Annotated in this window: 16 protein-coding genes; 7 read left to right on the top strand and 9 right to left on the bottom strand. The window is 71.3% G+C overall.

The features are described 5' to 3' along the window. Positions 1-45: 45 nt before the first annotated feature. Positions 46-834 carry a S1 family peptidase gene (locus ACZ69Q_RS02420; protein ID WP_471034914.1) on the top strand — a complete coding sequence of 263 codons (789 nt, stop codon included), beginning with the start codon at positions 46-48 and terminating at the stop codon, positions 832-834. Positions 835-983: 149 nt separating this feature from the next. After that, positions 984-1631 carry a LysE family translocator gene (locus ACZ69Q_RS02415; protein WP_471040006.1) on the top strand — a complete coding sequence of 216 codons (648 nt, stop codon included), beginning with the start codon at positions 984-986 and terminating at the stop codon, positions 1629-1631. Between the two features lie 14 nt (positions 1632-1645). Here the strand turns inward: ACZ69Q_RS02415 and ACZ69Q_RS02410 are convergent, their stop codons facing one another. Then, positions 1646-2749, bottom strand: coding sequence for a winged helix DNA-binding domain-containing protein (locus tag ACZ69Q_RS02410; RefSeq protein ID WP_471034911.1), 1104 nt, complete (start codon positions 2747-2749; stop codon positions 1646-1648). Positions 2750-2900: 151 nt separating this feature from the next. On the opposite strand from ACZ69Q_RS02410, the gene ACZ69Q_RS02405 reads away from it, so the two are divergent. Then, complete coding sequence (locus tag ACZ69Q_RS02405; protein WP_471034908.1) at positions 2901-4058, top strand: magnesium and cobalt transport protein CorA; 1158 nt, start codon at positions 2901-2903, stop codon at positions 4056-4058. Between the two features lie 8 nt (positions 4059-4066). On the opposite strand, the gene ACZ69Q_RS02400 is transcribed toward ACZ69Q_RS02405, so the two are convergent. The 7 genes from ACZ69Q_RS02400 to ACZ69Q_RS02370 are packed head-to-tail and all read right to left on the bottom strand — an operon-like array spanning position 4067 to position 13959. Continuing rightward, positions 4067-4813 carry an anti-sigma factor gene (locus ACZ69Q_RS02400; protein ID WP_471034906.1) on the bottom strand — a complete coding sequence of 249 codons (747 nt, stop codon included), beginning with the start codon at positions 4811-4813 and terminating at the stop codon, positions 4067-4069. Beyond that, positions 4810-5394, bottom strand: a complete 585-nt coding sequence (sigK, locus tag ACZ69Q_RS02395; protein ID WP_471034904.1) for an ECF RNA polymerase sigma factor SigK — start codon at positions 5392-5394, stop codon at positions 4810-4812. The genes ACZ69Q_RS02400 and sigK overlap by 4 nt, the downstream gene beginning before the upstream one ends. A gap of 40 nt (positions 5395-5434) precedes the next feature. Continuing rightward, positions 5435-6607, bottom strand: a complete 1173-nt coding sequence (gene sbnA / locus ACZ69Q_RS02390; protein ID WP_471034900.1) for a 2,3-diaminopropionate biosynthesis protein SbnA — start codon at positions 6605-6607, stop codon at positions 5435-5437. 42 nt (positions 6608-6649) lie between these two features. Next, positions 6650-7720, bottom strand: a complete 1071-nt coding sequence (gene sbnB, locus ACZ69Q_RS02385; RefSeq protein ID WP_471034898.1) for a 2,3-diaminopropionate biosynthesis protein SbnB — start codon at positions 7718-7720, stop codon at positions 6650-6652. Next, positions 7717-8721 carry a TauD/TfdA family dioxygenase gene (locus tag ACZ69Q_RS02380; RefSeq protein ID WP_471034895.1) on the bottom strand — a complete coding sequence of 335 codons (1005 nt, stop codon included), beginning with the start codon at positions 8719-8721 and terminating at the stop codon, positions 7717-7719. The genes sbnB and ACZ69Q_RS02380 overlap by 4 nt, the downstream gene beginning before the upstream one ends. Before the next feature lie 22 nt (positions 8722-8743). Beyond that, positions 8744-11293 carry a non-ribosomal peptide synthetase gene (locus ACZ69Q_RS02375; protein WP_471034891.1) on the bottom strand — a complete coding sequence of 850 codons (2550 nt, stop codon included), beginning with the start codon at positions 11291-11293 and terminating at the stop codon, positions 8744-8746. Beyond that, the gene (locus ACZ69Q_RS02370) at positions 11281-13959 is read right to left on the bottom strand and encodes a Pls/PosA family non-ribosomal peptide synthetase (RefSeq protein WP_471034888.1); all 2679 of its coding nucleotides are present in this window, start codon (positions 13957-13959) and stop codon (positions 11281-11283) included. The genes ACZ69Q_RS02375 and ACZ69Q_RS02370 overlap by 13 nt, the downstream gene beginning before the upstream one ends. A gap of 207 nt (positions 13960-14166) precedes the next feature. Here ACZ69Q_RS02370 and ACZ69Q_RS02365 point away from each other — a divergent pair, with 207 nt between their 5' ends. The 3 genes from ACZ69Q_RS02365 to ACZ69Q_RS02355 all read left to right on the top strand — a co-directional run bounded on the left by ACZ69Q_RS02365 (position 14167) and on the right by ACZ69Q_RS02355 (position 17405). Then, positions 14167-15051: an amidohydrolase family protein gene (locus tag ACZ69Q_RS02365; RefSeq protein WP_471034884.1), complete on the top strand. Its 885-nt coding sequence runs from the start codon at positions 14167-14169 to the stop codon at positions 15049-15051. Positions 15052-15227: 176 nt separating this feature from the next. After that, on the top strand, positions 15228-15929 hold the full coding sequence (locus ACZ69Q_RS02360; protein ID WP_471034878.1) for a LuxR C-terminal-related transcriptional regulator: 702 nt from the start codon (positions 15228-15230) through the stop codon (positions 15927-15929). A gap of 156 nt (positions 15930-16085) precedes the next feature. Next, on the top strand, positions 16086-17405 hold the full coding sequence (locus ACZ69Q_RS02355; RefSeq protein ID WP_471034873.1) for a hypothetical protein: 1320 nt from the start codon (positions 16086-16088) through the stop codon (positions 17403-17405). Between the two features lie 166 nt (positions 17406-17571). Here the strand turns inward: ACZ69Q_RS02355 and ACZ69Q_RS02350 are convergent, their stop codons facing one another. Beyond that, positions 17572-20049 carry a SpoIIE family protein phosphatase gene (locus ACZ69Q_RS02350; protein ID WP_471034870.1) on the bottom strand — a complete coding sequence of 826 codons (2478 nt, stop codon included), beginning with the start codon at positions 20047-20049 and terminating at the stop codon, positions 17572-17574. Between the two features lie 234 nt (positions 20050-20283). On the opposite strand from ACZ69Q_RS02350, the gene ACZ69Q_RS02345 reads away from it, so the two are divergent. Then, entirely contained in the window at positions 20284-22350 is a 2067-nt protein-coding gene (locus tag ACZ69Q_RS02345) for a SpoIIE family protein phosphatase (protein WP_471034866.1), read from the top strand. Positions 22351-22372 lie beyond the last annotated feature (22 nt).

The following is a 22372-nucleotide window of genomic DNA, read 5'->3' as shown; positions in this document are numbered from 1 at the left end:
CACACCCGCGCGACCCCCCACCGGCAATCCCCCTTGAGGAGTCTCATGTTCGGGCTCACCCGTGCCAGAAAGACGGCCGCCGTGGCGGCCACCGTCGCCGCCGCGGCGGCAGCCCTGCTCAGCGCCCCCACCGCTGAGGCCGCCGATTCGCGCATCGTCGGCGGTTCGACGACCACGACCAGCACGTACCCGTTCATGATGCAGATCACCGACGCCTCGCAGAGCCAGTTCTGCGGCGGCACGCTGGTCTCGGCCACCAAGGTCGTCACCGCGGCCCACTGCATGGTCGGGGAGAGCAACAGCAGTGTCCGGGTGGTCGGCGGACGCACCTACCTCAACGGCACGAACGGCACGGTCAGCCGGGTCAGCGACATCTGGATCCACCCGGACTACCAGGACGTCACCGAGGGCAACGACGTGGCCGTGCTGACCCTGTCCACGTCGATGCCGTACACCCCGGCCTCGTACGTCGACTCCTCGGACACGGGCGTGTACGCCGCCGGCACCACCGCCCGCATCCTCGGCTGGGGCACCACCTCCTCGAACGGCAGCTCCTCCAACCAGTTGCGCACGGCGACCGTCCCGACGGTGGCCAACTCGAGCTGTTCCAGCTCCTACGGTTCGGACTTCATCGCGTCCGACATGGTCTGCGCCGGATACACCTCCGGTGGCGTCGACACCTGCCAGGGCGACAGCGGCGGTCCCCTGCTCATCGGGGGCGTCCTGGCAGGGATCACTTCCTGGGGCGAGGGCTGCGCCCAGGCCGGTTACCCGGGTGTCTACACCCGGCTGACCACGTTCTCGGACGAGGTGACCGAGCAGGTCGCGTCCTGACCGGAAACGTCGTCCAGAAGGTCCCCCGAGCACACCTCGGGTGAGAGACCAGGGGGCGTTGCGGGCCTCCACGAGCGGCCCGCAACGCCCCCTATCCATGTCCGCCCGCCGCGGGGTTGAATGGCCGGGATCGTACGGAGGTGATCGACATGGTGTCCGCCGACCGGCTGCTGGCCTTCGCGGCGATGTCGCTACTGGTGGTCCTGATCCCGGGCCCCAGCGTGCTGTTCGTCATCGGACGGGCACTGGCCCACGGCCGCCGCACCGCGGTGGCGACGGCCATCGGCAACGTCTTCGGTTCGTACGCGCTGGTGATCGCGGTCGCGGTGGGCATCGGCTCGCTCGTGGAGCGGTCCGCGGCGATCTACCTCGCAGTGAAGCTGGCGGGCGCGGCCTACCTCGTTTTCCTGGGCGTCCAGGCGTTCCGGCACCGCAAGGAACTGCGGGTGACGGCGGCCGATCCCGCCTCGGCGCCCGCGGCCCGCGGCGACCTGCGGACGGTCCTCGACGGCGCCCTGGTCGGCGTCACCAATCCCAAGGGGATCGTGTTCTTCGCCGCCGTACTCCCCCAGTTCGTGGACCAGTCGGCCGGTCAGGTACCCCTCCAGATGCTGGTGCTGGGCCTGATCCCGATCATGATCGGCCTGGTCACGGACACCCTGTGGGGCCTGACCGCGTCCGCGACCCGCACCTGGTTCGCGCGTTCGGACCGGCGGCTGTCGCTGATCGGCGGCGCCGGCGGATTCACCATGATCGGGCTCGGCGTGACGGTGGCGGTGACGGGCCGGGCGGACTGAGGGCCGCCGCCCGGCTACGGGATGACGGTCCCGAACCGGATGTCGTACGACTCCTGCGGGTGCATGACCTGAAGCATGCGCGCCGCCTCCTCGGTCACCTCCGCGCGCCGCGCCTCGGTGAGGTCGCCGAACGGCTCGATGACGAGGGCGTCGCCGATGATGCGCCACACGCCGGCGAGGAAGCCGTCGACGAGGAACGGGCGGTGGACCGTGTTCGCCTGCCAGGTGCGGCCGCGGTTCGCGGGCGGGATCACCCGGGTGCGGTCGGCGTGGGAGAGCAGCAGGTTGTCGAACTCCGGCAGGAAGCGGGGCGGGGCCGGGGTGTCCGGGTCGGGGCGGGGGGCGTCCGGGAGGTCGAAGAGTTCGACGCCGCTCTCGTCCCGGAAGGTGAGCAGCTCGGGGCGCAGGCGTTCGAAGGCGGCACGCATCCGGGTCAGTCCGGACCAGGTCTGCATGTCCTTCACGGACGCCGGCCCGAAGGCGGCCAGATAGCGCAGGACCGTGGCGTCGGGCGAGGCGGCCGGCTCGGCGGGGCGCCCCAGCCAGTGCTCCACGGTGGTGAGGGAGACCTGGGCACCACGGCCCCACATCCCGCGCGGGGTGACCTGGACGAGGGGCAGCTTGCAGCGGGCGGCGACGGCGAGGGACTGCGGGTCGGCGTCCGGCCACTGGGCGCCGAGGGCCTCGCGAAGCTGCTTCATGGTGCGCGGCTCCGCCTCGACGAGCTCACGGGAGATCACGGCGAGCCGGTCCAGGTCGACGCCGACCAGGCCCTTGCGGAAGATGTTGATCTCGCGGTCCCGGGCGGGCTGCACCAGCGCGCGCAGGGTGAGGCTGTCACCCGCGCTGTGCAGGTGGATCGTCGAGCGCATGGTGACGATCCGCACGGCCGAGCGGTCGGCGAGGTGCCCGGACAGCTCCTCGGGCGTGAAGCCGTCGAGGCGGGCGGCGAGCGCGTAGTACGGCGGCTTGACCTCCTGCGCCTGGAGGCCGACCAGATGCTCCACGGCCGCCATGGCCGACATCGGCGAGCGGCGCAGCAGGAGCTGGCGGTCGAGGGTGGCGCGGTTGAGGGCGCGGGTGCTGAGGACGGGCTCTGCCGTGGTCCGCTTCGTCATACCGAGCACGCTAGCGAGGCTTGCGGACACCTTCTGTCCGCAACTCTCACGCGGTCCTGGATCGCCTCACCCGGCCCATGTCATTCGCCCCGTATATCCTGCTCGGTGATCACGCACCTGCACCCGTCGCCCTGATCGGGAGGGAGCCGCAATGTCCGAGCGACGCCCCCGCCCCGCCTCGAAGAACCCCATGAAGTCCGTGTGGCGCCGCGGCATCACGCCACCGCCGCCCGAACCCCCCGCCCCGACGCCCGCGCCGTCCTCCACCGATGCGGAGCCGTCCGAGGTGGCGAGTGTGGTGCAGGCGGCGCTGTACCGGGACGGCGTGCGGGTCTCCTCCCCCGCCACGCTCGCCGAGACCTTCCGCGAGCTGCGCGACCAGCCGTCCGGCATGGCGTGGATCGGCCTGGCCCGGCCCACGGAGGCCGAGCTGCTGTCCCTGGCCGCCGAGTTCGACCTGCATCCGCTCTCGGTCGAGGACGCGATGGAGGCACATCAGCGGCCCAAGCTGGAGCGCTACGGCGAGACGCTCTTCGTGGTGCTGCGCGCGGCCCGCTATCTCGACGCGCCCGAGGAGGTCGACTTCGGCGAGCTCCACGTCTTCGTCGGCCCCGACTTCGTGATCACGGTCCGCCATGGCGCGGCCCCCGATCTGTCGGCGGTGCGCCGACGCATGGAGGAGTCGCCCGAGCTGCTCAAACTCGGTCCGGAAGCAGTGCTCTACGCGATACTCGACGCGGTCGTCGACGGCTACGAGCCGGTCGTGGCGGGCGTCCAGATCGACATCGACGAGATCGAGACCGAGGTCTTCCGCGGCGACCCCGAGGTCTCCCGCCGTATCTACGAACTCTCCCGCGAAATGGTCGAGTTCCAGCGCGCGACCCGCCCGCTCGTCGGCATGCTGCACGGGCTGATGGCGGGCTTCTCCAAATACGGCACGGACGAGGAACTCCAGCGCTATCTGCGCGACGTGGCCGACCACGTCACGCACACCAGCGAACGCGTCGACGGCTTCCGCCAGGCCCTCACCGAGATCCTCACGGTGAACGCGACCCTGGTCACGCAGCAACAGAACGCGGAGATGCGGGCGCTCGCGGAGGCGGGGTTCGAGCAGAACGAGGAGATCAAGCGGATCTCCTCGTGGGCGGCCATCCTGTTCGCTCCGACGCTCGTCGGAACCATCTACGGCATGAACTTCGACCACATGCCGGAGCTGCACTGGATCCTCGGCTACCCCTTCGCGATCGGGCTGATGGCCGCGGTGTGTACCAGTCTGTATGTCATCTTCAAGCGGCGCGACTGGCTCTGAGTCCACGATCAGGAGGCGGGGAGGGGCCAGGTGGCGAGGGGACGGGTGGTGGGTTCCGCGGAGCCTTGGCTCGGTTCGACGGTGATGGCGAGTGAGGCGGCGGTGCCGGGCGGGGGAAGGGACACGGCCTGACGGGCGCCTTTGGCGGTGAGGAGCCCGGCGGAGCGGACGGCGTTCCCGGGGGCGAGGTACCACAACTGGTAGGTCCTGTCCGGGGGCAGGGGAGCCAGGTCCTCGCAGAAGTAGGCGGCCTGGTCCAGGTGGCGTGAGACCGCGACGGTGCCGGAGCCGCCGTAGGCCACGTCCTTCTTGACGAAAGTGGTGTCGGGGGCCGCCAGGAGCCGGGCGAGGTCGGCGGTCCGGCTGCCGGCCTCCTGGCGTGCCTGCTGCGCTTCCTGGTGCTGCCAGGCCGCCAGCCCGCCGAACGCCGCGGCCGCGGCCAGACAGGCGGCCAGCGCGAGATTCAGCAGCCGTGGCGTGAATCGCCGGCGGGGGCGCGCGGCCCCCTGACCGGGAAGCGCAGCGGGGAACTGGGGGGTGCGGGCGACCTCGGCGAGGACACGGTCCTTCAGATCCGGCGGAGCGGTGCGGGCTGCCGCGAGGGCGAGCCAGGCCGCGGTCTGCTGATGGCGGGCGGCCTCGTGCGCGCAGTCGGGGCAGTCGGCGGCGTGCCGCAGGAACTCCGCGCGCTCCTCCCGGGTGAGGGCGTCCACCGCGAAGGCACCCGCGAGGTCGTGCGCGTCGGCGGTGATCACAACGCGGCTCCCAGGCAGTGCCGCAGGCGGGTCAGTGCCCTGCGCAGGCGGCTCTTGACGGTGCCGAGCGGCAGGGACAGCGCCGCGGCGATCTCGGTTTGGGTCAGGCCCTGGTAGTAGGCGAGCACCACCAGTTGCCGCAACTCGGCGGAGAGTTCCTTCAAGCAGGTGCGGACCTGTTCGCGTTCTCCGAGCGACTCCACCGTCTCCACCACGTCGTCGTAGGCGAGAGCCGACTCCTGCCGGGAGACGGTGCGCTCGCGTTCGGCGGACCTTCGCAGGGTGCGGACGCTGTCCACGGCGCGGTGGTGGGCGATGGTCATCATCCAGGTCATGGCGTGCCCGCTCTCGGGCCGGTAGCGGGGGGCGCTCTGCCAGACCTCCAGCATGACCTCCTGGGCGACCTCCTCGGCCCGTCCCGGGTCCTGGAGGACTCGGCACGCCATTCCGTAGATCGGGCCGGCGGCCACGTCGTACAGGCGGCTGAAGGCGTCCTGACTGCCGGCGGCGACGGACACCAGGAGACGATCCGTCTCGGATGCACCGATGTGCCTGGCCTGGGAGGCCTGCCGCTTCGCCACACCCTCTCCCGCCTGTGTGTGCCTCGATGCGCGCCGGGAGTCATGCGCCCTCCCCCACAGTGTCCGAGGCCCGGCCGTCACCCGCATCCCGGAGTGGGGCGGGCTTGGCCGTCCAGGAGCCCGGTGACGGCCGGCCCGGGCCCACGGTCGTGAAACCGGCGGTCCCGGCTTCGTCGTCCCGGCTCCTCTGGCGTACCCGGGGGCCCGGCGCCGGTGGTGCGGGGCCGGCGGTCCGCAGGCCGTCGGCGACCGGGCCGCCGGGGCGCAGCACGTCCTCGCCGTACAGAGCCTGGACCCAGTTGGCCTGGTAGACGGTCTCCAGATAGCGTTCGCCCAGGTCCGGGGCGATGGCCACCGCGGTGAGGCCGGCCGAGTCATGTGCCGCCAGCCAGCGCAGCGCGCCGCTGACGACGGTGCCGGTGGAGCCGCCGAAGAGGAAGCCGCGGCGGGCCAGGTGGTGGCAGGCCCTGATGGTGTCCGCCTCCTCGACGTGCACCGCCTCGTCGACGTAGGACTCGTCGAGCAGTGGCGGACTGACGCTCATGCCGAGGCCGGGGAGCATGCGGCGGCCCGGGGTGCCGCCGAAGGTCACCGAGCCGACGCTGTCCACGGCGACGATGCGGACCCGCCGGTGCCAGTGCCGGAAGTAGCGGGCGCAGCCCATGAGTGTCCCGGTGGTGCCGGCCCCGACGAACAGCACGTCCAGCTTGGGGAACGAGCGGGCGATGGCCGGCCCGGTCCTGAGGTAGTGCGCTCTCCAGTTCTCGGGGTTGGTGTACTGGCTCAGCCACACGTACCGGTCGTCGAGGGCGGACAGCGCGCGGACGTAGTCGATCCGCGCACGGAGGAAGCCGCCTTCGGCGCTCGGCTCGGTGACCACGTGCACCTGGGCGCCCAGCGCCTTCATCACCAGCCTGGTCGACAGGTTGCAGCGGGAATCCGTCACGCACAGGAACCGGTAGCCCTTGCTCGCCGCGATCATGCTGAGCGCCACGCCCATGTTTCCGGACGAGGACTCCAGCAGGATGGACCGCGCGGTGAGGTCCCCCGCCCGTTCGGCGGCCTCCACCATCTCGGTCGCGGGCTTCAGCTTGATCGAGCCGGCGAAGTTGAAGCCCTCGCACTTCAGGTAGAGCCCGTGCCCGAGTACCGGCCGGAGGTCGACGTAGAGATCCTCCTCGTTGAAGGTGTAGGGGGCGGATATGACTGACACGATGGCCTCCGCGGATTGAAGAGCGGCCGGGCCGGACGGAGTTCACCCGTACCGGCGCAGCTCGTGGAAGAAGCCGTCGACGACGTGCAGCTCTCCGGAGGCGCTCACCTCGTCGTAGACGTATTTGCCGACCGCCAGATCGAGCACTCCGAGGCCGAAGGGCGAGAACACCACCGTCCGGTCCGCCGACGGCGTCACGCGTGCGGCCAGCACGTCGGCCAGCGTGCCCGTCAGGAAGTCGCGGTTTCCCGTGAGGCGTTCGGCCAGGTGGACGGAGGTCTCCGCCCTCAGACAGTGCTCGACGTCGTCGACGATGTTGTCCGAGGCGAGCACGATCTCCGGGGCCAGGTCGCGCAGCGACACGTGCAGCACGAGCGGACGGTGTGCGAACCACGACGGGTCGCTGACGTGCGGCCGTGCGGCGATGGTGGCGAAGACGACCAGGTCGCTGCGGCGGATCAGCTCCTCGGGGCTGTCGTGCACGGCGATCCAGCCGGTGGCGCCGGACTGCTCCAGGTAGCAGCGGAAGCCGGCCGCGCTGTGGGCGGACACGTCGTGGATGCCGATGGTGTCGAACGACCAGCCGGTACCGGCCAGGAAGGTGTGGATGTAGCGGGCGATCAGGCCCGTCCCTATGAAACCGACGCGCGTCGGGCGCCGCCGGCCGCGGCTGAGTGTGTCCGCCGCCAGTGCCGCCGACGCGGCCGTCCTCGTGGCGCTGATGATCGACGCCTCCATGCAGGCGAAGGGGTAGCCGGTGCGGCGGTCGTTGAGGATGAGCACCGCCGACGCCCTCGGGATGCCGGCCGCCACGTTCTGCGGGCAACTGGAGATCCACTTCAGGCCGTCCACCCCTGCCTCCCCGCCGATCGAGGCGGGCAGCGCGATGATCCGGGACGACGGGCGATCGGGGAAGCGCAGGAAGTGGGACGGCGGGTTCACCGAATCGCCGGCGCTGTGCAGCCGGTAGGTGTCCTCGACGACCTGCGTGATCTGCTTCTCCCGCCCCCGCAGCGCCTGCTCGACCTGGCCGCCGGACACGACCGCGAACGGTGGCACGGTGACCGGCCCGCGGGAGGCGGGCTCCCAGGTGGTGGAACGAGTGGCGGTCATTCGGCGATCACCTCCACGGTCGGCGAGCAGTCGGCCAGGCGCACCGCGTCCGTCATCGCGACGAGCACCTCGCGCGGCCCCTCGTACGGCTCCCTGCTGTGGGCGGTGCGGACGTTGTCGACGAGCATCAGGTCGCCGTCCTGCCATGGCTCGCGCACGGTGTGGGAGCGGTAGACCTCGTTGAGCAGTTCGACGGTGTCCTCGCCGATCGGTGCGCCCTCCCCGTAGCGGGTGTTGAAGGGCAGCCCGTCGGCGCCGTAGACGTCGACCAGGTACTCGCGTATCTCGGGGGCCAGCGTCCACTCGTTGAGGAACGCGATCTGGTTGAACCAGCAGCGCCGGCCGGAGACCGGGTGCCGCACCACGGCGCTGCGGCGCTGCCGGGTCCGCAGTCCGCCGTCGGGTTGCCATTCGAAGTCGATGGCGGCCGCTCGGCAGTAGCTCTCGATCGCGCCGCGGTCCTCGCTGCCGAAGGCGTCGGCCAAGGACGCCCCGATCTCCTCGTTGTAGTTGCGGGTGAGCAGCCAGCCCTCCTTCAGGAACCGCCCGACGAGATCGGTGGGCAGCGCGCCCAGCACGGTCGGTGCGTCGGCCAGCGCGGTCGCTCCGCCGACGGCGGGTGCGGTGAGGCAGGCGAACAGCATGAGTCCGGGGAACTCCAGGGTGTAGCTGAGCTCGTGGTGCATGCACATCGGCTGGTGCGGCGGCCATTTCGAGGACGAGTACATGCCGTCGGAGTAGGCCTGCCGGGGCGCGAAGGCCTCCTTCTCGGTCATTGGGCCGGAGGCCAGCCGCCTGAAGACGGCCGCCGTGCCGGCCCGGTCGACCGGCCCGAGGCCGCGGACCAGGACGGAGCCGTGCTCGGCGACGAGGGCGCGCAGCGCGTCCCGGTGCTCGGCGGCCCAGTTTTCCGCTTCGCCGGTGGAGTCGGCACGAAGGATCGGTGGTTTGCCGGGCTCCAGGTCGACGCCGGGCATCGACAGGGGCAGCGAGGACGGCATCTCGGTCTCCTTCCACGGCGGTTCAGGGGGAGGTCGGTGGCGGGACGGCTCTGGACCTGCCGTCGACGACGCGGGCCAGGTCGGCCAGGACCGGGTGGCGGGTGAGGTCCTTGATGTCCACCGCGCGGTCCAGGGCGATCGCGAGCCGCACCGCCGCGAGAGAGGTGCCGCCGCGGTCGAAGAAGTGGTCGTGCCGGCGGATCGTTTCCTGCGGTACGTCGAGCACCTGGGCCCACAGGGGGGCCAGCCGCAGCTCGGTCGGCGTGCGGGGCGCGTCGCGGTCCGCCCCCACCGTGCCGAGCCCGGTGCCGTCGGATCCGGCATCGGGTGCCACGGCGCCGAGCCGTGCGGCGAGCGCCGTCAGTGCCTCCCTGTCGACCTTGCCGTTCGCGGTCACCGGCAGGCTCTGCTGCCGGTGGAACTCCGAGGGGATCATGTACTCGGGCAGCGACCGGCCGAGCCGGTCGCGCAGGACGCCGTCCTCCAGCGGGCCCTCGGCGCAGTAGAAGGCCACCAGACGGCCGCCCTGCCCCGCCCGCTCGACGACCACCGCCGCACCGTCACGGACACCCGGTGCCCGCAGCATGGCGCTCTCGACCTCGCCGATCTCGATCCGGAATCCGCGGATCTTGACCTGGGTGTCCTGGCGGCCGAGGAACTCCAGCTTCCCGCCGGGCACCCAGCGGCCTCGGTCGCCGCCCCGGTAGAGCCGCCGGCCCGGGTGGTGCGGATCCGCCATGAAAGCCCGCCGGGTGCGTTCGGGGTCGTTGACATAGCCGCGGCCGACGCAGACCCCGGCGAAGACGATCGCACCGGGGGCACCGAGCGGCACCGGGGACAGGTACTCGTCCACGACGTAGACGTGCACGTTGTTGACGGGTGGGCCGAGCGGGACCCGTTCGCCGTCCGGCGCCCGGTCCATCACCTCGTGGTTGGTGTCGTCCGACGTCTCGGTCAGCCCGTAGGCGTTGACCAGCCTGATACCGGGCGCGACCGCGAACCAACGTTGTACGAGCTCCTTCTTCAGGGCCTCGCCGGTGACCGACACGCACCGCAGATCCGGCAGCGCCCGCGGGTGCCGCTCCAGGCAGGACACGACGGCGTCGAGGTACGACGGCACGACCTGGAGCACGTCGACCCCGCCGCGGGCGATCGTGTCGACGAACCGTGGGACGTCCAGGATCGCGTCCTGCTCCACGAGCAGGGTCCGCCCGCCGGCCAGGAGCGCGGCGGTCAGTTGCCACAGCGAGATGTCGAAGCATTGGGGCGCGGTCTGGGCGACGACCTGCCCCTCGCCGATCCCCAGGTCGTCGATCTTGGCGTAGAGGTGGTTGAGCATGCCCGCGTGCTCGCACATGGCGCCCTTGGGCTCGCCGGTGGAGCCGGACGTGAAGTAGATGTAGGCGAGCTGGTCCTGCGCGACGCCGACTCCGAGGTCGGAGTCCGGGTGGCCCTCCGCGCAGGCCGCGTCCATGGACAGAGCCCGGACCGCGGGCAGGGCGTCGAGAGCACGGTCGAGCATCGTGGTGCTGCCCGGTTCGGTCAGCACGAGGCGGCACCCGGCGCGCGCGAGCATGGTCCTGATGCGCTCGGCCGGGAAGTGCGGCTCGACGGGCAGGTACACCCCGCCGCCTTTGAAGACCGCGAGGACGGCGGCCGCCCAGTGCAGGTTCCGCTCCATGACCACCGCGACGACGCCTTCGCGGCGCAGCCCCCGCGCCAGCAGGGCCCGCGCCAGCCTGTTGGCGCGCGCGTTGAGTTCCCGGTAGGTCAACCGCTGGTCGCCGCTTACGACGGCTATGGCGTCCGGATGCGCCCTGACGCGCTGTTCGAACAGCTCGTGGACGCGGCGGTCGGGCAGTTCCCTGCGGGGTCCGGCGAGATCTTCGAGCTGGAAGCGGCGCTCCTCGGCGGAGAGCAGGCTCTGCCGCTCGTGCGCGGCGTCCGGATCGGCGGCGATCAGCGTGAGCGCGGTGAGGTGGTAGCCGGCGATCCGCGCGGCGTCGGCCGCGTCGAGTGCGTCGGTCCGGTAGCGCAGTCGCAGCGTGTGCCGGTCGCCGCGGCGCGGGATCTGGACGCGCAGCACGGCGCTCCCGACCAGTTCCCCTCCGTCGCCGATCGGATCGAACACGGCCTCGCCGGACGGTCCGGGCAGGCCCAGCTCACGCCGGAGTCCGTCGACGGGGAAGTCCTTGTACCGCAGCAGTTCCGATTCGGCCTGGTGGGTGCGGAGCACCAGCGTCCGCCACGAGTCGGGGGCGACGGTCAGCCGGCAGGGCAGCGGCCGCCCGGCCGGCACGGCGACATAGCCGGTCGTGACGTCGTGTTCGCCGGACAGGACGGCGAGCACCTTGGCGTGCGCGGCCAGCAGAACCGAGCGCAGGGGTACCGCCAGATCGTCCGCGAGGCGGCTCAGCGCGTCCGTCAGATCCCGGGGAAGCGTCGTCTCGTGCTCGGTGACGCGGTTCACCGGGTCGGCGGTCCACCGGGGGATCGTGGTGACGCCGCCGGCGGTGAGCACACCCCGCCAGAAGTCCCGGCCGGCCGTCGCGGACGTCGTCATGACTGCCATGGGGCCGACCTCCTCTCGTCCTCGTTGCACGAGCGGATCGGGTCCTCGTTGCACGAGCGGATCTGCTCCTCGTTGCACGAGCGGATCTGCTCCTCGTTGCACGAGCGGATCTGCTCCTCGTTGCACGAGCGGATCTGCTCCTCGTTGTACGAGCGGATGGGCCTTGCCGGATTCCCGGCCCACGAGGCGTCCCGCGGAACCACCTCGCCCTTCATCAGGAAGGAGTCGGGGCCGAGCACCGCGCCGTCGCCCACCGTGACGCCGTAGTGCACGAAGGCGCCGACACCGAGGGTGCATCCGGAGCCGATCGTGATCCGGTCGGACTTGAAGGCGCCGTCCTCCTGCGAGTGGCACTGGACCACGCTCCCCGAGTTGAGCGTGCAGCCGTCCCCGATGGCGGCCAGGGCCCGTTCCGTCACATGGCAGCCGTCGTCGAAGACCATGCGGCCGAGCCGCACGCCCAGCAACCGCCAGATCACGTTCTTGAAGGGGGTGCCGTTGAAGATCTTCAGGTAGGTCTCCGACGGCACCTTCCAGTAGCGCTCGTGCTGCCAGAAGTCCGGGGTGTAGATCGAGCAGAACAGCGGCCTCAGGGGGCGGACCGCTGTGACGAGGCGTTCGACCAGCACGAAGTACGCGATGGTGAGCAGCACGCCAAGGAGGTCGCTCAGCACGATCCCCGTCACGCCGAGCGGTCCGTACAGCTCCGCGGCCGCTGTGACGAGCAGGGCGAGAGCGAAGACGTAGATCCAGCGCGACAGCAGGTACCACGCCATGGTGGCGATGTTGTGCCTGTTCTTGGCGGCAAGGCCGCGCCGTAGTACCTCAGGGCTCTTGAGCCGGTCGAAGCTGCTGTCCCGCAGGACCGAACGGGGAATCTCGAAGCTGGGCGAGCCGAGCAGCCCGACGCCCTCGCGGACCTCCCCGTCGACCGGCACCATCACCTTCGTCGCGAGGAGGCAGTTGTCCCCGGTCCTGCCCCGGGTGGGGTACGCGATCCGGTTCCCGAGGAAGTTGCGCGGTCCGATCGACACCCGGGACACGCGGAACGCGGTGCCGGAGAAGTCGGCGTTCATGATCGACAGGCCGTCCGCGACCATCGTTCCGCGCCCGACGGAGCTCAGGTACGGCGTCTCGTGCTTCATCTCCGTGCCGAAGTTCGACCCGGTCTGCTCGACGCGGGAGAGGTCGTACCCGAGACCTCGCAGGTAGTGGACGATGGCGGAGCTGTCACCGAACAGGCGCTTGAGGAACTTCCAGTTGGTCAGGAGCGCGATCGTCCGGTGCACCTCGAAGTGGAAGCCGTACAGAGGGTAGGTCCGGCCCGGCGTGATGGTCAGGCCGAGCAGTCGGGGAACGGCGGTCAGGATCAGCAGGCCGACGGGTACGGCGCCGAGGACGAGCGCGAGGGAGATCACCAGGGCCTCCAGGTAGAAGGTCCCCTCGCCCAGGACCGCGGGTCCGGGATCCAGCGCCCTGCTGAGCTGCGGGACCTCGACGAGGAGCGCGACCAGGCCGCCGACCGCCAGCGGTGCGTACACGGCCAGCGTGACCAGCAGTTGGAGCACGCTGTGGGCGGCTCTGCGCAGCGCACCGCAGCGGGCGGACCCCACCACCTGGTAGTCCACGTCGGTCCGCTGTGCCGGGGACCCGTGCCAGTGCTCGCCGTCGGGCACCGCCTGCCCGCGGTGCAGCGAGGAGGCGTGCCCGAGCTGGGCCCCGTCGCCCATCGAGGTGTCGATGTCGAGCACCGTCGCCTCGCTGACCAGCACGTTCCTGCCGAGGGTGACCCGGCCCGTCTGGATCACTCCGGCGTGAGCCCGGTAGCAGGCGAAGAACGAGTCCTTGCGGATGACCGTGCCGTCACCGATGGTGAGCAGGTCGGTGCACACGGGCACGTGCCGCGAGAGGACCACCGCGCCCCGCCCGACCTTCGCGCCCAGTGCCCTGAGGTAGAGCAGATAGAGCGGCGAACCGCTGAACAGCACCAGTGGATCCGACCGGACCAGCGTCTTCACGATCCAGAAGCGGACGTACGAAAGGCTCCAGACCGGGATGTGCCGAGGCTTCCACCGGCCGAGCAGCGTCCACTTCGCGAGGACGGGAAGGGCACACAGGACCACAAAGGCCACACCGCCGAACAGGACCGACCGCAGGTAGGTGTCGGGCACACCCGATCCGGCGGAGATCCACCCATAGCCGACGGCGGTGGCGAAGGCGATGAGGTAGACGTATCCGAGGAAGGCCAGGAGCTGGAGAGTGCCGCACAGGACGTACTGCCGCATGCGGGGCGGGCGCTGCGCCGACGCCGGGAGGGACTCCGCTGCCGGGGCCGTGGCGGCCGGCTCCGGCTGCGAAAGGGGCGGGTCCTGCGAGAGCGCCGTCGCGAGGCTCCTGACCGTCGGGTGCCGATAGACGTCCTTCATCGACACCGACGGCAGATCCGCACGCTTCCTGACTCGCGCGCAGAAGTGCGCCATCACCAGCGAGTCGGCTCCCAGGTCGTCGAAGAAGTGGCTGTCGACCGGCACCTGTTCGCTCCGCACGACAGAGGCGAGCACCGCGGCCAGGGCTCTCTCGACCGCGGTGGGTTCGCCGCCCCCGTCCAGGAGGGCCGTGGATTCCTCCCGGGCGGAGGGCAATGTTTCCACCGGCTTTTCGACCATGTCAGCTCCTGAAAAGGTGCCGAGAAAATACCGACCGGCGCTGACCGGCTCGCGTCGCACACCGGTTTCGGACTGCTACCGAGTGCGAACCACGCGGACCTTGGCCAGAACCACCCATGCTCTTGATTCGGCACCGGGACACGGACGGATCTCCGCACCCGGAAGACAATCGGTTTCGAAACGCGACACGACTCTGAAAGGCACTGCATGAGCACGGCCGACGAGGCGGTTGAGGTGCGGCGGTTCTGGCAGCGGCTGGGGCTGCCGGGGCTGGTCGATGTGCACACCCACTTCATGCCCGAGCGCGTGATGCAGAAGGTCTGGGGCTATTTCGACTCGCTCGGCCCGCTGACCGGCGGGATGGAGTGGCCCATCACCTACCGCGCGCAGGAGGCGACACGAGTCGCGGTCATCCGGGACCTGGGGGTTCGAGCCTTCACGTCGATGCTCTATCCGCACAAGGCGGACATGGCCGGGTGGCTCAACGGCTGGGCCGCCGACTTCGCCCGCCGCACCCCCGACTGCCTGCACACCTCGACCTTCTTCCCCGAGCCGGGAGTCGAGTCCTACGTCCGGGAGGCGGTCGAGGCGGGCGCCCGGGTCTTCAAGGCGCATGTGCAGGTGGGGGCGTACGACCCGGCCGACGAAGCCCTCGACGCCACCTGGGGGCTGCTGGCCGAGGCCGGGACACCCGTCGTGATCCACTGCGGCTCGGGGCCCATGCCGGGCAAGTACACCGGGCCCGAGCCGGTGGGCCGTGTGCTCGCCCGGCATCCGCGGCTGCGGCTGGTCATCGCGCACATGGGGCTGCCCGAGTACGAGGACTTCCTCGACCTCGCCGAGCGGTACGAGGAGGTGCACCTCGACACGACCATGGCGTTCACCGACTTCAGCGAGCGCCTGGCACCGTTCCCGCGGCGGTCGCTGCCCCGCCTGGCCGACCTCGGCGACCGGATCCTGCTCGGCAGCGACTTCCCCAACATCCCCTATCCGTACGCCCATCAGCTCGCGGCCCTGGAGCGCCTGGAGCTCGGGGACGAGTGGCTGCGCGGCGTGTGCCACGACAACGGGGCGCGGTTGTTCGAGTTGTGACGGTAGGCGCCCGCGTCTCACGGAGGTGCGGCGTGCATACGACGCCGGTCCTGTTCGGGCGAAGTCCTGACCCCTCTCCTACTCCGCCTTTACAAGAGCTACGCTAGCTTGGTGAACGAAACCGTTTCGTTCTGCTGGGCAGGCCGCCACCCGCCTCGACCAGGAAGAAGACAGGCATGGTCTCCGTACTCGTGGTCAACGACCAGTCTCTCCAGCGCCTCGCCCTGCGCATGCTCCTCGGCGCCGAGCCGGATCTGCACGTCGTCGCGGAGGCGACGGACGAGGCCGAGGCGGTGCGGCTCGGCGCCGCGCTGCGTCCCGACGTCGTCCTGGTGGCCGGCCGCCCGTCCGGGCCTGCGGACACCCTGGAGACCATCCGGCACCTTGCCCGCCGGGACCGTCTTCCGCGCTCCCTCGGACCCGCCGACGCGGACACGCACATCCCCCGCATCCTGGTACTCACCCCCGCCGGCCACGAGGAGTACGCCTACGCCGCCCTGCGCGCCGGCGCGGACGGATTCCTCCTGGAGGACGCCGCGCCCGACGAACTCGCCTCGGCCGTCCGGGTCGTGGCCGCCGGGGACGCCGTCGTCACGCCCGCCCTGACCCGCGCGCTCATCGACGCCGTCCGCGAACAGCGCACCGTACGCCACCTGTCGCGCACCTCGGGGCTCGACACGCTCACCGGGCGCGAGCGGGACGTCCTCGTCGCCGTGGCCTGCGGTTGGTCCAACGCCGAGATCGCCGAACGGCTCTCCATCGCGCCCACCACCGTCAAGACGCATGTGAGCAATATCCTCACGAAGATCGGCGCCCGCGCTCGCGTCCAGGCGGTGACGTTCGCGTACGAGTCCGGTCTCGTCCGGCCGGCTGCCTGACGCCGGGCCAACTGGCGGGCGCGAGCTACACCATCCGGTGGCTTCTCGCCGCCCGAGTGTTATTCATATCACCCTATTTCCTATCCATTCCACTGTCCGGCTTTTGGTGCTGACCAACCGTCACGAGGCCCTGAACCAAGTCGAGGAGAGTGGAAGATGACGACATCGCCGAGGTGGCGATCTGTTCTGACGCCGACCGCCCTGGCCGCCGCGCTCGCCGCAGCCGCCCTGGCGAGCGGGGGCACCGTCTACGCCGACGACCACGCGAACCCCCACCCGCCGTACCCGAGCAAGCCGGTCCACCCGGCCCACGCCCCGAAGCCGGCCTATCCGGCGAAGCCGGAGCACCCGGGGAAGCCGATGCACCCCGTGAAGCCGGAACACCCGGGCAAGCCGGTACACCCGGCGAAGCCGGAGTACCCCGCCAAGCCGGTACACCCGAGCAAGCCGGTACACCCGAGCAAGCCGGTGCACCCCGCCAAGCCGGAGTACCCCGCGAAGCCCGCGCATCCGGTCCACCCGGCGAAGCCCGAGTATCCGGCAAAGCCGGTCAAGCCCGAATACCCGGCCAAGCCCGTCTACCCCGCAAAGCCCGTCTACCCGGCCAAGCCGGTCAAGCCCGAATACCCCGCGAAGCCCGTGCACCCGGCCAAGCCGGTTTACCCGGCGAAGCCCGAGTACCCCGCGAAGCCGGTGAAGCCGGAGTACCCCGCGAAGCCCGTCTACCCGGCCAAGCCGGTGAAGCCGGAGTACCCGGCCAAGCCTGTGTACCCGGCGAAGCCCGTCTACCCGGCCAAGCCGGTCAAGCCCGAATACCCGGCCAAGCCTGTGTACCCGGCGAAGCCCGTCTACCCGGCCAAGCCGGTCAAGCCCGAATACCCGGCCAAGCCCGCCTATCCGGCCAAGCCAGTGAAGCCCGAGTACCCGGCGAAGCCTGTCTACCCCGCGAAGCCCGTCAAGCCTGAGTACCCGGCGAAGCCTGTCCACCCGGCCAAGCCCGCCAAGCCCGAATACCCCGCGAAGCCCGCCTACCCGGCCAAGCCCGCCAAGCCCGAATACCCCGCGAAGCCCGCCTACCCGGCGAAGCCCGCCAAGCCTGAATACCCGGCCAAGCCCGCGTACCCCGCCAAGCCCGCCAAGCCCGAGTACCCGGCGAAGCCCGCCCACCCCGAGAAGCCTGCCTATCCGGCCAAGCCGGCGAAGCCCGAGTACCCGTCGAAGCCGGCGCACCCCGCGAAGCCTGACTATCCGTCAAAGCCCGCACACCCGGCGAAGCCTGACTACCCCTCGAAGCCTGCGCATCCCGCGAAGCCCGACTACCCCTCCAAGCCCGCGCACCCGGACAAGCCCGACTACCCGTCGAAGCCCGCGCACCCCGACAAGCCCTCTCACCCGGACAAGCCCTCTCACCCCGACAAGCCTGACTACCCGTCAAAGCCCACCCACACCAAGCACCAGGACAAGGACCAGTGGTAACCAGGAGCACCTGATCCTGTCTGGTGCCGCCTGAAGTGCCGGGCCCGGTCGAACCGGGCCCGGCACTTCGCTGTGCGGGCGCCGGGCGTATGGGTGTCGCAGCGGACCTACGGTGAGTTGCCGGCGCGCCCGCCGCGTGCCTCCGCCTCGGTTCCGCCCCCGAGGGTCAGTGGACCCGCGGTAGCTCCTGTTCGGCCCAGATGATCTTCCCGTCGGCCGTGTAGCGGGCGCCCCAGCGATGGGCGAGCTGGGCCACCAGGAACAGGCCGCGTCCGCCCTCGTCCATGCTCCGGGCGTGCCGCAGTCGCGGGGCGGTGCTGCTGCCGTCGGCGACCTCGCAGGTCAGCCGGGTGTCGCGGAGCAGCCGTAGCCGGATGGGGGGTTCGGCGTAGCGGATGGCGTTGGTGACCAGCTCGCTCACGATCAGCTCGGTCGTCATGGCCAGTTCGCCGAACCCCCACGCCTCCACCTGGCGGGTCGCGCGGGCCCGGACGTCGGCGACGGCGGCGGGGTCCACGGGCACCTCGAAGGAGACGACCTGCTCGGTGCCCAGGGCGTGGGTGCGCGCCAGGAGCAGGGCGATGTCGTCGGGCTGCGGTGCGGGGACGACTTCGCGCACCGTGGACGTGCACAGCGTGGCGAGGTCGAGCCCCTGACGGGACAACAGCTCGCCGAGCCGGGCCATGCCGCGCTCCATGTCACGGTCGGCCGCCTCGACGAGACCGTCGGTGTACAGGCCGAGCAGGCTGCCCTCGGCGAGCTCGATCTCGGTGGCCTCGAACCCCATCCCGCCCAGCCCGAGCGGCGGCCCGGCGGGGGGCTCGGGGAAGGACACCCGGCCGTCGGGCGTGACGACGACCGGCGGCGGGTGCCCGGCGCGGGCCATCGTGCAGCATCTGGTGACCGGGTCGTAGACGGCGTACAGACAGGTCGCGCCGAGGAAGCCGGCCGTGCCCCGGTGGGCCGCCTCGGGCCCGTCCTCGGATCGCTCCTCGCTGAGCCGGAGCACGAGGTCGTCGAGGTGGGCCAGCAGTTCGTCGGGCGGCATCTCCATGTCGGCGAGGGTCTGTACGGCGGTGCGCAGCCGGCCCATGGTCGCCGCGGCGGTGATCCCGTGCCCGACGACGTCGCCGACGACGAGGCCCACCCGGGCGCCGGACAGCGGAATCACGTCGAACCAGTCGCCGCCGACGCCGCCCGTCGGGTCCGCCGGCAGATAGGAGGACGCCACCTCCAGTGCCGTACCGCCCGTCAGGGCCTGCGGCAGCAGGCTGCGCTGGAGGGTGACCGCCGCCGTGTGCTCCCGGGTGTAGCGGCGGGCGTTGTCGACGCACAGCGCCGCCCGGGCCACCAGTTCCTGGGCGACGAGGACATCGTCGGGCTGGAACGAGATCGGGTTGAGCGACCGGATGAACGTGGCGAGGCCGAGCGCGGTGTTGCGGGCCCGCATCGGCACGGAGATGAGGGAGTGCAGACCGAACTCCCTCATGCTGGCCGCCCGTGCGGGCTGTTCGGTGGCCCACAGCTCGTCGGCCGGGTCGAGGACCGGGATGAGGATCGGATCGCCGTCGATGAGCAGATGCGCGCCGTGCGGTGGCGGCACGAAGTCCACCCGCTCCCCGACCCGCGCCACGGCCTCCGGGCAGCCCTCGCGCACCGAGCTCATGCCGGCCCGGCGCATCACGGGCTTCGCGGGCGCCGGGCCCGCGTCGGTCAGCCACGCTCCGTGCCCCTCGTTGCTGAGCACGGGCTCCAGCAGGTCCACGACGACGAAGTCCGCGAACCGCGGCACGGCGAAGTCGGCCAGCTCCTGGGCCGTCCACAGCACGTCCAGGGTGGTGCCGATGCGGGTCCCGGCCTCGTTGACCAGCGACAGCAACTGGCGGGCGTTCCACCGCTCGGTGACGTCCGAGACCATGTAGCAGACCCCGCTGATCGCGTTCTCGGGGCCGGTGAGGGGGAAGAACGACGTGGAGTAGGCGTGCTGCCGGCGCGGGTCGGCCCAGCTCCAGCCGACGTACTCGTAGTCGGTGACCGGCACGCCGGTCTCCAGGACCTTGCGCATCAGGCCCTCGATGGTGTCCGCCTGGAGTCCGGGCAGCAGTTCGCTCAGCCGGCGGCCGAGCCGCTGCGCACGGGGCACGCCGCCGAAGCGCTCCAGGGTGTCGTTGAGCCAGATGTAGCGGAGCTGGGTGTCCATCACGGCCATACCGACCGGGGCGCGGGTCAGGAAGCCGTCGAGGACGGACTCGCCCACGGCCCACTGCTGGTGGTGCTCGCGCGCCGAGAGCAGGAAGCACTCGTCGGCGCCGATCCGGAAGGAAGCGGAGACCCGCAGATCCACGTCGACCCGGCTGCCGTCACGGTGCCGCAGCGGAATGCGGCCGCTCCAGCCCATGCCGGCCCGGCAGCGCTCGGCGACACCGGCCACCCGCACCGGGTCGCCGGGCATCGCCAGCAGCCGTGCGGCGGAGCCGCCGACGATCTGCGACGCGGGCAGGCCGAGGAGTTCCTCCGCGGCCCGGGTCCAGCCGAGCACGACGCCGTGCCCGGACACCACCGCCGCGGCGTCGGTGGATGCGTCGAAGAGCGCGTGCGGTCCTGCCGACGCGGACGCGTCGGGCTTTTCTCGCGGAGCGTCCATGGGTCCTCACGCAGCGTCCCTGGGGGTCCCGTCCACTACAGGACCATGTTCCTGCTAGTCCGCCCGATGTGCACGGGCCCACGGCACATGTCCCGTCCCCTGGCCGCCGTGCGGCGCCGGGGTGGGCAAGGCGCGGACGCGGAGGGAGCATGGAGGTGCCGGTCGTCGCAATCGTGGTACCCGGGGGAGCCACGGCCGGCGGGGCCCTGCGGTCCGGTGGCGGAGGAGCTGGGAATGACAGCCGAGACCTTCGAGTCCGACAGTGGCGGGTACGGCGTGCAGCCGCCCCGGCCGACCGGCCTGCTCGACGTGCTGAGCGTGGCCGCGGTGGTCGTGGACGCGGACGGGCGCGTGGTGTTCTGGACCCCGCAGGCCGAGGAGCTCTTCGGGTACACCGCCGAGGAGGCGCTGGGCACGCCCGCGGCGCGGCTGTTCATCCACCCCGAGCATCTGCCGGCCGTGGTGCAGCTCTTCACGGAGGTGCTGGAGACCGGCCGGAGCTGGGCGGGCACCTTCCCCGTGCGGCACAAGGACGGCAGCACCCGGCTGACGGAGTTCCGCAACATGCGGCTGCTGGACGATCTCGGGGACGTCTACGCCCTGGGCATCGCGGCCGACCACACGCTGCTCCAGCGCGTCGAGACGGATCTGGCGCTGTGCGAACGGCTGATCAACCAGTCCCCGATCGGTATCGCCCTGGTCGACCCCGAGTTGCGTTTCCTGTTGGTCAACCCGGCGCTGGAGCGGATCGACGGCACCGCCGCGGAGGACCATGTGGGCCGTCGGCTGATGGAGACCCTGCCGCTGCCCGACATCGACACGATCGTGTCCTGCCTGCGCCAGGTGCTCACCACCGGCACCCCGCTGCTCGACCAGTACCACGTGGGCCGCCCGCCGGCCGACCCCGAGCACGAGCACGCCTGGTCGCTGTCCTTCTACCGGCTGGAGGATCCCGGCGGGCGGGTCCTCGGCGCGGCCATCTCGTTCGTCGACGTCACCGAGCGGCACCGGGCCGCCGCCGAGGCCGACCGGGCCCGCAGGCGCCTCGCCCTGATCGCCGACGCCTCCACCAAGGTCGGCACCACGCTGGAGGTGGAGCGGACCGCGGACGAGCTGGCGGAGATCGCCACGCCCGAGCTGGCCGACGTCGTCGCCGTGGACGTGCTGGACTCCGCGCTCGCGTGCCGGCGCATGCGGCAGCCCGACAACGGCCCGGAGCTGTTCCGCGCGCTCTCGCTGAAGTCGTCGTACCCGAGTGTGGCGCTGCGCGCGGCCGACCCGCCCGGCGATCTCGCCGCGTACGAAGGGGACCGGCTGGTCACCCTGTGCGTGCACACCGGTCGGCCCGTCCTGGTGCGGCACGTCGGCGAGGACGATCTGCGGCGCATCGCCCGGGACCCAGAGGCGACCAGTCTGCTGGCCCGGGCCGGCGTGCACTCCTATCTCGCGGTGCCGTTGATCGCGCACGGCGAGGTGCTGGGCGCCCTCGACCTGAAGCGGACCCGCAATCCGGTGCCGTTCGACGAGGACGACGTCGTCCTCGCGAGCGAGCTGGCCAGCCGGGCCGCCGTCGCCATCGACAACGCCCGCTGGTTCCAGAGCGTGCGCAACACCGCCCTCACCCTCCAGCGCAGCCTGCTGCCGGACCATCCGCCGCACCACACCGGCCTCGAGATCGCCTACCGCTACCAGCCCGCGCAGGCCACCAGCGAGGTCGGCGGCGACTGGTACGACGTCATTCCGCTGGAGGACGACAAGACCACGCTGGTCGTCGGCGACGTCATGGGCAACGGCATCGACGCCGCCGCCACCATGGGCCGGCTGCGCACCGCGACCTGCGCCTACGCCGACCTCGATCTCGATCCGGGCGCCGTGCTGCGGCACCTGGACAAGATCACCTGCGATCTGGAGCACTACATCGTCACCTGCCTGTACGCGGTTTTCGACCCGCGCACCAGGCACTGTCACATCGCCAACGCCGGACACATGCCGCCCGCGCTCGCCCACCCCGACCGGCCGCCGGAGCTGCTCGAACTGCCCGCCGGAGCCCCGCTCGGCGTCGGCGGCATCCCGTTCCGGACCACCACCGTCGAGCTCGGCCCCGGCGATCTTCTGGTCCTGTACACCGACGGCCTCGTCGAGACCCGGCACCACTCCATCGACGACCGGCTGAACGTCATGCTCGGCTTCCTCGACGAACCCCGCAGGCCCCTTGAGGAGACCTGCGACCTGCTCCTGTACGGCCTGCGCCATCCCGACGACCACGACGACGTCGCGCTGCTCGTCGCCCGGGTGCTGTAGGCCCGCGCCGACCGACCCGCCT

The sequence above is a fragment of the Streptomyces sp. NPDC036764 genome, from assembly GCF_055609385.1.
Note: the sequence above shows the minus strand (reverse complement) of the source record. Positions and strands in the feature narration are given on the sequence as shown.

Coding starts and splice junctions, on each gene's coding strand:
- ACZ69Q_RS02420 (WP_471034914.1), top strand. CDS start 46: ATGTTCGGGCTCACCCGTGCCAGAAAGACGGCCGCCGTGGCGGCCACC.
- ACZ69Q_RS02415 (WP_471040006.1), top strand. CDS start 984: ATGGTGTCCGCCGACCGGCTGCTGGCCTTCGCGGCGATGTCGCTACTG.
- ACZ69Q_RS02410 (WP_471034911.1), bottom strand. CDS start 2,749: ATGACGAAGCGGACCACGGCAGAGCCCGTCCTCAGCACCCGCGCCCTC.
- ACZ69Q_RS02405 (WP_471034908.1), top strand. CDS start 2,901: ATGTCCGAGCGACGCCCCCGCCCCGCCTCGAAGAACCCCATGAAGTCC.
- sbnB (WP_471034898.1), bottom strand. CDS start 7,720: ATGACCGCCACTCGTTCCACCACCTGGGAGCCCGCCTCCCGCGGGCCG.
- ACZ69Q_RS02380 (WP_471034895.1), bottom strand. CDS start 8,721: ATGCCGTCCTCGCTGCCCCTGTCGATGCCCGGCGTCGACCTGGAGCCC.
- ACZ69Q_RS02375 (WP_471034891.1), bottom strand. CDS start 11,293: ATGGCAGTCATGACGACGTCCGCGACGGCCGGCCGGGACTTCTGGCGG.
- ACZ69Q_RS02370 (WP_471034888.1), bottom strand. CDS start 13,959: ATGGTCGAAAAGCCGGTGGAAACATTGCCCTCCGCCCGGGAGGAATCC.
- ACZ69Q_RS02365 (WP_471034884.1), top strand. CDS start 14,167: ATGAGCACGGCCGACGAGGCGGTTGAGGTGCGGCGGTTCTGGCAGCGG.
- ACZ69Q_RS02360 (WP_471034878.1), top strand. CDS start 15,228: ATGGTCTCCGTACTCGTGGTCAACGACCAGTCTCTCCAGCGCCTCGCC.
- ACZ69Q_RS02355 (WP_471034873.1), top strand. CDS start 16,086: ATGACGACATCGCCGAGGTGGCGATCTGTTCTGACGCCGACCGCCCTG.
- ACZ69Q_RS02350 (WP_471034870.1), bottom strand. CDS start 20,049: ATGGACGCTCCGCGAGAAAAGCCCGACGCGTCCGCGTCGGCAGGACCG.
- ACZ69Q_RS02345 (WP_471034866.1), top strand. CDS start 20,284: ATGACAGCCGAGACCTTCGAGTCCGACAGTGGCGGGTACGGCGTGCAG.